The 12,614-nt window shown below is 36.5% G+C and carries 10 protein-coding genes; 6 read left to right on the top strand and 4 right to left on the bottom strand.

Features of this window, described 5'->3' with window-relative positions; all coding sequences use genetic code 11:
* Positions 1-5: 5 nt before the first annotated feature.
* The 3 genes from BAQ44_RS24435 to hemL all read right to left on the bottom strand — a co-directional run bounded on the left by BAQ44_RS24435 (position 6) and on the right by hemL (position 7,287).
* Positions 6-1,094, bottom strand: a complete 1,089-nt coding sequence (locus tag BAQ44_RS24435; RefSeq protein ID WP_061676753.1) for an aromatic acid exporter family protein — start codon at positions 1,092-1,094, stop codon at positions 6-8.
* A gap of 258 nt (positions 1,095-1,352) precedes the next feature.
* Positions 1,353-5,789 (bottom strand): glutamate synthase-related protein, encoded by a 4,437-nt coding sequence (locus tag BAQ44_RS24430; RefSeq protein WP_071724348.1) that lies wholly within the window; start codon positions 5,787-5,789, stop codon positions 1,353-1,355.
* A 199-nt stretch (positions 5,790-5,988) separates the two neighbouring features.
* Positions 5,989-7,287, bottom strand: coding sequence for a glutamate-1-semialdehyde-2,1-aminomutase (gene hemL, locus BAQ44_RS24425; RefSeq protein WP_061676755.1), 1,299 nt, complete (start codon positions 7,285-7,287; stop codon positions 5,989-5,991).
* Positions 7,288-7,414: 127 nt separating this feature from the next.
* Here hemL and BAQ44_RS24420 point away from each other — a divergent pair, with 127 nt between their 5' ends.
* The 6 genes from BAQ44_RS24420 to perR all read left to right on the top strand — a co-directional run bounded on the left by BAQ44_RS24420 (position 7,415) and on the right by perR (position 11,706).
* Complete coding sequence (locus tag BAQ44_RS24420) at positions 7,415-8,428, top strand: ABC transporter ATP-binding protein (RefSeq protein WP_000843649.1); 1,014 nt, start codon at positions 7,415-7,417, stop codon at positions 8,426-8,428.
* Positions 8,421-9,212 (top strand): ABC transporter permease, encoded by a 792-nt coding sequence (locus tag BAQ44_RS24415; protein ID WP_000521523.1) that lies wholly within the window; start codon positions 8,421-8,423, stop codon positions 9,210-9,212. The genes BAQ44_RS24420 and BAQ44_RS24415 overlap by 8 nt, the downstream gene beginning before the upstream one ends.
* A gap of 4 nt (positions 9,213-9,216) precedes the next feature.
* On the top strand, positions 9,217-10,002 hold the full coding sequence (locus tag BAQ44_RS24410; RefSeq protein WP_071724344.1) for an ABC transporter permease: 786 nt from the start codon (positions 9,217-9,219) through the stop codon (positions 10,000-10,002).
* Positions 10,003-10,074: 72 nt separating this feature from the next.
* Entirely contained in the window at positions 10,075-10,479 is a 405-nt protein-coding gene (locus tag BAQ44_RS24405; RefSeq protein ID WP_061676758.1) for a potassium channel family protein, read from the top strand.
* A 44-nt stretch (positions 10,480-10,523) separates the two neighbouring features.
* A complete protein-coding gene (bcp, locus tag BAQ44_RS24400; protein WP_063263164.1) occupies positions 10,524-10,979 on the top strand; it encodes a thioredoxin-dependent thiol peroxidase in 456 nt (151 codons plus the stop codon).
* 298 nt (positions 10,980-11,277) lie between these two features.
* Positions 11,278-11,706 (top strand): peroxide-responsive transcriptional repressor PerR, encoded by a 429-nt coding sequence (gene perR / locus BAQ44_RS24395; protein ID WP_000237831.1) that lies wholly within the window; start codon positions 11,278-11,280, stop codon positions 11,704-11,706.
* Between the two features lie 201 nt (positions 11,707-11,907).
* Here the strand turns inward: perR and BAQ44_RS24390 are convergent, their stop codons facing one another.
* Positions 11,908-12,264, bottom strand: a complete 357-nt coding sequence (locus tag BAQ44_RS24390) for a YgzB family protein (RefSeq protein ID WP_000025063.1) — start codon at positions 12,262-12,264, stop codon at positions 11,908-11,910.
* Positions 12,265-12,614 lie beyond the last annotated feature (350 nt).

Here is a 12,614-nt window from a genome sequence, read left to right as displayed (position 1 = left end):
TTTCTTTATTCGTCTTCTTTTTTATCTTCGATTTGGAGTTCTGCTTCTGGTTTATGGTATGTGTAGAAGCTATCCACAAGTAAATCTAAATGCTCTACTTCTTCACTATAGTTAATAATGGCAGAAATTAGAGGGAAGAGGTGTAGCCATGTTTTATACGCTTCCTCATCGTCTTTGTTTTGATAATCCATAAAGATATCAATTAATTCTTGTTTACCTGTTTCAACTTCATCAAGCATTTCAACGGATTGTTGTTTTTTTGCTTTGCCAATAAATTTTAATAGCACTTGTTCATGATAATGCGTTAATGAATCAAGTTCGTTTTGGATAGATTCCTGAAATTCTTCTGGCATATAGCGCAGTTCATTTTCAGTACGATGTAATGATTTTAGCGTACTTAAAGCACGGCTTGTCGTCGCTAACATTTGTCTGAATAAAACGAGCTTACGAATTTTTGCGAACTGTACTTTTTTCGTATAGCTTCTTTCTTCTTTATACAGCAAATAGTAATGGTTTAGTTTGATCATTTTTTCTTTCATACGATCAATATCAGTTTTTAGTGTTGTAAAATCAGAAGCTTGCCTGCTATTCATTCGAATCCACTTTACAATTTCTTCTGTATTATCAACGATACGATGATACAATTTTGTTTCGTATTTTGGCGGCATAAACACTAAATTTACAAGTGAAGCCGCAATAATTCCAATCATAATCGTCGCAAAGCGAAGTAAGGCAAAACTGAAGAAATCTTCGCCTTGATACTCCATAATGGCGATAACTGTTACTAAAGCAATTGATATTGTGTTTTCTAATCGTAATTGTAACGTAAGCGCAATTACTAATATACATGTTAATCCAATAATAAAAGGATTATGTCCAAAAGCAGTAGCAAATACGATAGCGAATACCGCGCCAATGACGTTTGCTTGAATTTGCTCAAGAGCAGTTAAATACGAGCGGTATACAGACGGTTGAACAGCGAATATAGCTGAGATTCCCGCAAATACCGGACTCGGTAATTGAAGTAAAATACAAGCAAATAAAGCTAATGTGATGGCAATACCCGTTTTTAAAATGCGAGCACCAAGTTTCATACCCTTAATAAGATCCTTTCTCTTGTCATAATGAATGTACAACATGATACTATACATTCATTACAATATGTTAGCAAGTGATATTTTAGTGACGTTAATAAGAAATTAAGATTCATTTATACTTTTTCCTAATTCTTTTTAAACATCAATTTTTAGTAAAAAAACCTGCTGAATTTCAGCAGGTTTCAAATTGTTACTATAGATTACTATGAGAAGTGTACTTCGTCAATTTATTCTTGAAAATGAAAGTTAGGTATATCACTCTGTTGAGATAGATGGATCAGCCTGCTCTTTTTTCGGGATAATTTCAAAAAACTGTTGCTGCATATCATCGAGTAACGGTGTTAATAAAGCAACTTCCTCGTATTGCTCATGCTCATTTAATACACGAATATAATCTAGCAATAACTCAATTACATCTTGCACACCATTTTTACTAATTGGTTGTAATGTAACATTTGCTCCTTTTGCGATTCTTCTTTTTAAAGCCTGTTCAGTTAAACCTAAGCTTGAATCATGACGTAAATATACAACACCGCCAGTCATACCAGCACAGATCCATGGACCAGGATCCCCTAAAACAAGCGCTCGCCCATTTGTCATATATTCAAAAGCGAAACCTTTAATATTAGAGTATGCCCCTATATTCCCTTGCTCTTTTTCACGGAGTGGCTTTGTCATACGCCCTCCAATTATCATGTCTGCTCCAGAGAGGCGGATACCAGCGCGAGCATCGGCATTACCTTGAACGTATAGCGATCCTTTTTGTGCACCGTATCCAAAACCTTTTCCGACAGAACCGTTATAATATATGCCGTCTTTTCCTTTCGCTTTCGTTATATAAATACCACCACCAAAGGAGGTTTTACCAATGCCATCTTGTGCACCGCCATTTACGTGTATAAATAAGTTCTCGCTATTGTAAGCACCTAATCCATTTCCAGGAATAGAACCATTCGTATACTTTAATGTAAGTGGTTCAAGCTTCGTGTCTTCATATAATTTACTACGAACGCGATAGCAAGATTCTAGACCACCCATAACGCGTTGCTCTACGCCAACTCCTACTAATTCTTTCGAATGAGGGGAATGAACTGTTTCAAATTGTTTTTCCGGTACGTATTCTGTTTGTGTAACAGATGGATGTTCTATCGTTTGTAGTAAATTACATAAGTCTAATAAATTTTCGCCTCGAACTTGTTCTAATAAATCGGAACGCCCGACAATTTCTTGTAAATTTGTATAACCAAGATTTCCTGTTAATCGTTTTAGTTCTACACCAAAAGTGGTGAATAAATGTAATAATCCAGCAACGGCGCTTTCTAATTCGCGTGGGACGAAGCGGCGTAATCCGTGTTCTTTCGCCTGAGCTTCAGACTCAATTTGTGTTGCAATTCCAACGTGACAAGTATCTAGATGACATCCGCGACAAGTTGTACAGCCGATTGCAATCATGGATAATGTACCAAATCCAATACGGTTTGCCCCAAGAAGCATGATTTTCAAGGCGTCATTCACACTTCGAATACCACCGTCTGCCCAAATTTCTACCTTGTGTCTCATATTTGCTTCTAATAAAGCATTGTGAGCGGCTTTCACACCGATTTCTACAGGAAGGCCTACATGTTGCAATGCGTGAATACGTGCAGCTCCTGTACCGCCATCAAATCCGCTAATGTTAATAAAATCAGCGCCAGCTTTTGCGATACCGACAGCAATTGTTCCAATGTTAGGGACAACAGGAACTTTTACAGCTACTTTCGCAAGTTGATTGGCGGTTTTAATTTCTGTAATCATTTGAGCTAAATCTTCAATGGAATAAATATCATGGTTGTTAGAAGGTGAAATTAAATCTGAGCCAATTGTAGCGTTACGTGCTTCAGCGATTTTGGCTGTTACTTTTGAACCTGGTAAATGTCCACCTTCACCAGGCTTTGCACCTTGACCAATTTTTATTTCAATTAAGTTTGATGAATTTAGTAGTTCGGCGTTTACACCAAATCGCCCAGATGCAACTTGTTGTCCGCGTGTATGTGGATACTTTCCGATCATGTCTTTAATTTCGCCGCCCTCACCGTTCAAACTGATCATATTTAGCTGGTCAGCTGCTTCTGCATACGAACGAAAGGCAACTTCATTTTGAGAACCGAATGACATGGAACTAATAATAAATGGTAAATCATGATTTTGAATGCGGATCGACACTTCTTCAGCCGGAACGATATGTTTTGTTTCTTTCATTTGAACTAGGTGTCTAATTGCAATTGGGTTATTTTCTTCTAATTCACTTAACTTGTCACGGTAATCATCATAAGAGTTTCCTTTTGCGACATCGCCGATTGCTTTCCAAATTCGCGGGAATATATGAAAAGATTTTCGCATTCTAACTTTAGGATCGTTGTAATCATCTGCGCGCATTTGTGCATCTTCAGCAAGTGAAGCAAGCGAAAAGGCTAAATTATTTGAACCGAAGAAATTCGTAATTTGTAATATATTTGCGATTTCCTCATGTAATCCGATAGAAGAATAGAGGCGACCGTAACCGCGTAATTCATGAATTCCAATTGTTGAAATGACTTTTTCCAGCCCTTTATTAAGAGCGTGATATAAATTCGTAATGGGTGTTTTTGTCCCATCATTTACGGTTGCAAATAATAAATATGGATTAATACTATCTGCTCCTAATCCATACAGTGTGACGATATCATGTAAGGAGCGAAGGGCACCAGAACGTATAACGAGAGAGCAGTTTCGGCGTAATTTATTTTCGCTTAATACTTGATGTACTTTAGCGGTAATTAAATGCGGATCAATCCATAACCGTTCATTTAGATGAGCGTCGGCATCGTCTATTAATAGTAGGGAAGCTCCATCGTTCACGGCCTTTATCGCTTCAGAACTAATTCGATTTAAGGCGCATTGTAAAGTTTCTGCCGGACTGAATGTAGCAGAGATTGTAGCGATAGAGCTATGAGTATTGAATAGCTGTATAAGTTGTTCGTACGTAATTGTTTGTAATTCCTCTGTAATAGATTGTGCTACACTTCCTTCTAAAATAACGGGGGAAAGCATTTCAACTACAAATGGTTGTTTAGCACCGCTTAATAAACTTGGGCGTTCTCCAAGTATCGTTCGTGTGGAGAAGTGTTCGACCTCTCGATCGCGATCGATTGCTGGATTTGTAACGACAGCTACACTTTCCTTAATGAAGTCAGCGATATTTCGTCTATCAGTATCGAGTGCGGCAAGTGGTGAGTCATGCCCCAGTGAGCGAATTGGCTCAACGCCTTTTGTTGCCATCTGTTCAAGAAGTTGAATATGCTCTCGATCCCATCCGAAAGCAACATATTGCTTCGTCTCAACTTGCATAGAATCACATAGTCCCGAGGTTTCTTTCGTTTCAGGGATGGATAAGTTTAAATGATAACCTTTAGTATCCACTCGTTTTTTAAAACGGTTATATACTTGAGTTTGGTAGTCATCGTATTCGTAGAGTACAAGCTCATCTTGTTCATTCCACTTTAGGCCGACTTTTTCTCCAGGAGCGAGTGGTTTCGGTTCTGCTACATATTCAGTTGGTGATACAACTCCAGGTTCAGAAGAGAAAATATAAGAGCTTTCTGTTTCAACTTTCCATACTGGTCGTAGTCCAAGGGAATCAACGCTGAAAACAGCTTCATCTTTAAAACGTGAAATAATACCAGCTGGACCTTGCGCAAAATGGCCCCAAGCTTCACGTATATACGTATATAAATCTTGTAAATGTGGTTCATAAAGTTTAATTTCATTAATAATTGGTGGGAATAGTATGTCCATTGCTTCAAATAAACTGTAGTCGTATTGAACAAGTAGAGTTTCTAAGGTGCGGTTTAAATCTTGGGAGTCACTGCCCCCAGCAGTAAGTGGAACATGGATCATTTCAGCTTGATCGCGTAATTTTGCAATTGTGTTAATTTCACCATTATGTCCGAGAACGCTAAATGGTTGTACACGAAAAAAATTAGATAATGTATTAGTAGAATAGCGATTATGTCCAAGTGTCATAGTTGAAGCGATAAGTGGGTGTTGTAAATCATTGTAATAGGCAACAAGTGTATCCCCAGCACCTAGAACTTTATATACAACATGGTCACGACTTAAAGAAGCAACATGAATCGCTTCGTTTTCCTCTATTTTAATCGTTACTGAAAATAATGTTTGCTCAATATGTTTAACTTTATTTTCCGCGATAAGAGCAACTTGCCAAAATAAAGGTTCTTCCTGTTTACCAAGTGGACCGAGTGCATCGGAATTTGTTACGTCGTCACTTTCGAAAATCATAGTGAAATTTTCGTTATTTAATTGCGTACGAATATGATTCTTTAAATTAACTATATTTGCATTTTTGTTTAGAAAAAAATGTCCAACGATAAAGTGGGGATGATCCACGATCGTTGGATTATATCCGCTACTTTTTAGTTTTTCATTCCAAAGTGCTTTTGGGACATCAATGTGAATGCCGATTCCATCTCCTTCACCATTAATGAAGCCAGCCCGATGATTCATTTTGACTAGTGATTGTATACAAAGGTCAATGTTTTCTTTTGTAGGAATTTTTTGTTTCTCCATAACGGAAACGATTCCACACGCATCGTGTTCTGCATTTTTATAACCTCGAAATAAAGACGGTGTCCATGTATTTGTTTTATTGAGCATCCGTCAATCCCCCCTCTTATTGAAGTTTGAATAATCTTACTATTTAAGGCGTGAGCAGCCTTGTATACAAGGATAGTAAGGATATAAAAGAAAAATTAAACAGATAATTATGAATAATTATACTATTAATGAGGGATTTATGAAATAGAAAAAAGGAAAAAAGAAAGATGTGCTTTCTTTTTTCCTTGTAATGACGGGATTATTTATTCTCCGCTAAAGCAGCAAATGCTCTGCCTACAGCTTCGATTGTATATTCAATATCTTCTTTTGTATGTTCTGTCGTTAAGAACCATGCCTCATATTTCGAAGGTGCTAAGTTAACGCCTTCTTGCAGCATAAGCTTGAAGAATTTACCGAACATTTCACCGTCTGTATCTTGTGCTGCATCGTAATCTTCAATTGTATTTGTTGTGAAGTATACAGTTAAAGCACCTTTTAGTCGGTTTAATGTAATATCGATATTATGTTTTGTAGCTTGCTCTAAAATTCCCTTTTCAAGCATCGCACCAAGTTCATCTAATTTCTCATAAAGCCCTTCTTGTTGAAGAACTTCTAGACAAGCGATACCAGATGCCATAGAAGCAGGATTTCCTGCCATTGTACCAGCTTGATATGCAGGTCCAAGCGGGGCAACTTGTTCCATAATTTCTTTCTTACCACCGTAAGCACCGATCGGAAGTCCGCCGCCAATAACTTTACCAAGCGCTGTTAAGTCTGGTGTTACGCCAAGTAAGTCTTGAGCACCACCGTACATGAAGCGGAACGCAGTAATAACTTCATCATAAATTACTAGTGCGCCAGCTTCGTGAACAAGTTCATTCACTTTCTCAAGGAAGCCAGGTTTTGGCTCTACAATCCCGAAGTTTCCAACAATCGGTTCTACAAGGATAGCTGCTACTTCATGTCCCCATTTATCTAATGCTTCTTTTAAAGTTTCTACATTATTAAATGGAACGGTAATAACTTCTTGAGCGATACTTTGTGGTACACCGGCTGAGTCAGGAGTTCCTAGCGTAGAAGGGCCTGATCCAGCTGCTACAAGTACTAAATCAGAATGACCGTGGTAACAACCAGCGAATTTCATAATTTTTGTGCGGCCTGTGTAAGCACGAGCAACACGAATTGTTGTCATTACTGATTCAGTACCAGAGTTTACGAAGCGGACTTTATCTAATGCAGGCATTGCTTCTTTTAACATTTTTGCAAATTTTACTTCTAGCGCTGTTGGTGTTCCATAAAGTACACCATTTTCAGCAGCTGTTGTAATTGCTTTTGTAATGTGCGGGTGAGCATGTCCAGTAATAATAGGACCGTATGCTGCTAAATAATCGATATATTTATTTCCGTCTACATCCCAGAAATAAGCACCTTTTCCACGTTCCATAGCAACAGGAGCGCCACCGCCAACGGCTTTAAAAGAACGAGAAGGACTATTAACGCCGCCAACAATATGTTCTAAAGCTTCTTTATGTAATGCTTCTGATTTTGTGAATTTCACTACAATTCATCTCCTTACAAAAATCTATGTATTATTCTAACATGTTTTTCGAAAAGACGTATTGTTTGTGATAGAGAAGGCAGTTGGGTAAACTATTCGTTGTGACATTTAGGAAGGGGGTCCGGTTATGAAATCGGTAATTGAGGTACAAGGATTACGTAAAGAGTTTACAGCCTATTCAAGTCGTCCGGGTTTAAAGGGTGCATTTCGCGATTTATTAAATCGTAATTATAAAATAGTACCAGCAGTAAATGACGTATCTTTTACTGTGAAACAAGGTGAAATGGTTGGGTATATTGGTGAGAATGGTGCCGGTAAATCAACGACAATTAAAATGCTTACGGGGATTTTGACTCCGACATCAGGAGAGATTTTAGTAAATGGGATGAACCCACATAAGCAGAGAGAAGAATTTGTAAGAACAATTGGTGTTGTTTTCGGTCAACGCTCGCAACTTTGGTGGGATATTGCTGTACAAGAATCGTTTCGTTTATTAAAAAAGGTGTACGGTGTATCAGACGCTCAGTATAAAGAGCATATGGAGCACGTAATTGAAACGTTAGATATTGGTCCTTTATTAGATAAGCCAGTTCGAAAGTTATCTCTAGGTCAAAGAATGCGTTGTGAATTAGCGGCAGCATTAATTCATAATCCGCCGTTATTATTTTTAGATGAACCTACAATTGGGTTAGATGTTCTTGTGAAATTGAAAATACGTGAATTTTTAAAAGAAATGAATGAACGCTATAAAACAACAATTTTATTAACAACCCATGATATTACTGATATTGAAGCTTTATGTGAGCGCGTGATCATGCTGGATGAAGGAAATATTATGTATGACGGTTCTTTAAATAATCTTCGTACGCAGTGGGGAGCAGAGAAGGAAATACATTTTCAATTTATTGCACCAGTTTCCTATCAGGCTTTATCAATGGTTATGCCAGATAGTCATGTCGTTTGGTCGAAAGCAAAAGAGGAAAACGCGTGGGTTGCAAAAATACCGAATGAAGAAGTTATCATTTCAATGCTTATTTCTAAAGTAGTACAAGCATTTCAAATTAAAGATTTAAAAATTAACGAAGTGTCTACAGAGGAAATCATTCGTAACATTTATGAAGAAGGTATTAAACATGGGTAAGTATATTGAAATGATTCGGATTCGCTTTTTAATGATGCTTGCGTATCGTACAAACTATTATAGCGGGATTTTAATTTATACAATTAATATCGGTGCGTATTATTTTTTATGGCAAGCAATTTATAGCGGAAAAGAGAATATTGAAAGTTTATCTATTTCGCAAATGACTACGTATATCGCAATTGCGTGGATGGCACGTGCCTTTTATTTTAATAATATAGACAGGGAAATTGCGATGGAGATTCAAGAAGGACGTGTAGCGGTAGAACTGATTCGTCCATATAACTATTTAGGGATGAAAGTAATGCAAGGTCTCGGTGAAGGAATATTTCGTTTTGCCTTCTTTTCCATTCCAGGTATGGTTATCGTTACCTTATTATTTTCATTGCAAATTACAACGAATTTTCAAACGTGGTTATATTTCTTCTTATCTTTAATATTTAGTTTTATTATTAATACACAAATTAATTTAATGACGGGAATGCTCACGTTCTTCCTATTTAATAATAGTGGAATTATGTATGCAAAACGTGTTGTTATTGATTTATTTTCAGGTCTATTATTACCAATTAGCTTTTATCCGTTATGGGCTCAGAAGGCAATGGTATTTTTACCGTTTCAGGCCATTAGTTATATTCCGAGTATGATTTTTTCAGAAGGTATACAAGGAAGTAAATTGTATGAGGCATTATTATTCCAAGTAATTTGGGCAATTGTACTTATTATTCCAATTGTACTCATGTGGAGAACGGCGAGAAAACGTCTAATTGTACAGGGGGGATGATGAGATGATGTATATAAACCTATTTTTGCAATATGCAAGTCAATATATAAAAACAAAATTGGAGTATCGGGGCGATTTTATCGTTGGATTACTTTCTGATTTATCACTGCAGGCTGTTAATTTAATCTTTATTCTCGTTGTGTTTGGGCATACGCAAGCATTAAAAGGCTGGAGTAGAGAAGAAGTTATCTTTATTTATGGTTTCTTTTTAGTGCCGTTTGCCATTTTCTCAGCTTTCTTTAACATATGGGACTTTAATGATCGTTACATTATTAAAGGAGAAATGGATCGTATATTAACGAGACCGATTCATAGTTTGTTCCAAATTATATTAGAAAGAATGGAGCTTGAATCTTTAATTGGAGCGATTACAGGAATAATTGTAATGGGCTACGCAGCGGTGGAGTTGCAATTATCTTTTTACTGGTACGATTTCTTCTTATTCTTACTGATGGTAGGAGGGGGCGCCCTTGTATACGGAGGGATATTTGTTACGCTTGCAAGCCTTGGTTTTTGGTCGGATGCGAAAAGTTCAATTATGCCGCTAATGTATAACATAGGTAACTATGGTCGCTATCCTGTTAACATTTATAACCGTGTGATTCGTTTCATTTTAACGTTTGTTTTACCATTTGCGTTTGTCGGAGTGTATCCAGCGGCATACTTTTTAAGAAAAACAGAGTGGAATAGCTATGCATTTGCAACACCATTCGTTGGGGTTATCTGTTTTACGATTGCAATTACTCTTTGGAATCAAGGGGTAAAAAGGTACCGTGGTGCTGGGAATTAATTATAGAAGCTTGTTTGTTTCTAAGGGATAAATCCAATAGCTGTCTCATACATATAAAATGAGGTGGAGGACATGTTATGGGGATTTATTCTATTAATTGTAGCAATTGCTATTTTGAGAAGTGTCCAATTGTTATGGAGTTCATATTCAGATTCTAGGCGTTTCTTTTCGCTTTATAATTTAGCCTCCTTATTTTTAATTTATACAACGGTATTGATTGCGTTTGGGTTAAGTTATGTTGTATTAGAAGAAATGGGCTTTGCAGTTTTGAAAGAAGATGGAGAAAGTTTGCATGCCCAATCTTTTCAACTTGTAGAAATTTGCTTATATTTTAGCGCAGTTACTTTATTGTCCGTTGGGTATGGTGATATAGCTCCGATTGGAATAGGGAGATGGATTGCAATTGCAGAAGCGCTAATTGGATATACATTACCGTTTGCTTTTGTCATGAGGTCTGTAATAGACAATGAAAAATAAGATAGCATTTGATATAGTAAAAGAAAAGAGTAGGAGTGATAACAATGATCACAGTAGGAGAAATGGCTCCAGAATTTACATTAGAGGGAAGTAACGGGGAACAAGTTCGCTTAGCTGATTTTCGTGATAAAAATGTAGTTCTATATTTTTATCCGAAAGATATGACTCCAGGGTGTACAACTGAAGCGTGTGATTTTCGAGATGCATATGGATTATTCCAAGAAAAAGATACAGTTATTCTTGGTGTAAGCCCTGATTCAGCGAACAGACATCTGAAATTTATTGAGAAGCATGAACTTCCATTTGTGCTTTTAGTAGATGAAGATCATAAGGTAGCAGAATTGTACGATGTTTGGAAATTGAAAAAGAACTTTGGGAAAGAGTACATGGGAATCGAGCGTTCTACATTCCTTATTAATAAAGACGGTGAGCTTGTAAAAGAATGGCGTAAAGTGAAAGTGAAAGGACATATTGAGGATGTTCTTTCTTATATAAAATAAATTCACTGCGGAGATAAAATATATAGAAGTAAGGCAAGTGTCTATACATATTTTATCGTCTTACATAAAGTGAAGTGTAGGGCATACCTCCTCAGATGATAGTATTCCAAGTGCGATTATGTCGCACTTTTTTTCTATGTAAATGTATAGAAAATGGGGAAAGATATATAAGAATAGGGCTATATACAAAAATAAACCACATACTTATAGTAGAAATATTGACGATTTATAAGAAAAGGAGTACACTCTTTATAAGAATTATAAAATAATAATCCGTATAGAATCGGGGTGCATGACGGTGGTCAAAGAAGAATTAAAAGAAGCGCTAGAAATGCTGAAAAATACGGGTGTACGCATTACTCCACAGCGTCATGCTATTTTAGAGTACCTTGTGGAATCTATGACGCACCCAACAGCGGATGACATTTATAAAGCATTAGAAGGTAAGTTTCCAAATATGAGTGTTGCAACTGTTTATAATAACTTACGTGTATTTAAAGAGGTTGGACTTGTAAAGGAATTAACTTATGGAGACGCTTCAAGTAGATTTGATTATGTTACAAGTCAACATTATCATGTGATTTGCGAAAAATGTGGTAAAATTGTTGATTTTCCTTATGGAGGTTTGGAACAGCTTGAAGAGGAAGCTGCGAAAACGACAGGCTTCGTTATTAATAGTCATCGCTTAGAAATTTATGGCGTTTGTCCAGAGTGTCATAAGGCGTAATATATAATAAAGAAAGAGGCTGACGGCTTTACGTCAGCCTCTTTCTTTATTGTATATGGGAATCGCGTTAGGTTCAGGAGGGTTTACAATGTTCAGTGAAGAATCTAATTTAATTAAGGATAAATACAAAAGGTGATTTCTTGGTTAAGAAATCACCTTTTACTGTTTAGTTTTGTAAGGCTACATTGTACCCGTATATACCTATGATTTATAGCTCTTCTTATTATATTTCTCATCAAATTCTTTTCCTTCTAGATTTCGATCCATTGTTAAAGGTTGGTTGCAATGCATACATGCGTCGACACGACCGAGCATTTTTGTTGGCTTATCGCAGCTTGGACAAATAATTTGTACAGTTTTAGTAGATAACATGCCAATCCAAAAGTAAACGACAGTACTAGCGATAACAGCTAAGAAGCCAACCATCATAAATGTTGTCATAATAATAATGTTTTCACGGAAAAAGACTCCTAAGTATGCAATGAAGAGGCCGATAAATACTAAACTTAATGCAAAGGTCCGGATTTTATTGATTTTGTTTGAATACTTAATGCTCATTCTCACCACTCCCCTATAATAATAATATAACATAAAATTTAGAATTTTCACTCGTTCGTAAATGTGATAAACCAATAAGATAGGAGATATGGAGTATGATGAAGAATGAAGGGAGGTTATAATGGTTTTTGGAACATGGTTTTAAGATTTTAACGGGATGTGAAATTTTTTTATAAAAAGTATTGACCCTGTATGTACTGCATGATATATTAATAACCGTCGCTGATGTGGAAACGCAGAAAACGACAAAAAAGAAATTAAAAAACTTAGTTGACATCGAAAAACGAAGATGTTAACATAAGGAAGTCGCAAATGAGCGACCAAGTAGTTCTTTGAAAACTGAACGAAAC

The organism is Bacillus mobilis, assembly GCF_001884045.1.
Taxonomy (GTDB): domain Bacteria; phylum Bacillota; class Bacilli; order Bacillales; family Bacillaceae_G; genus Bacillus_A; species Bacillus_A mobilis.
This window is presented reverse-complemented; position numbering and strand designations above follow the sequence as displayed.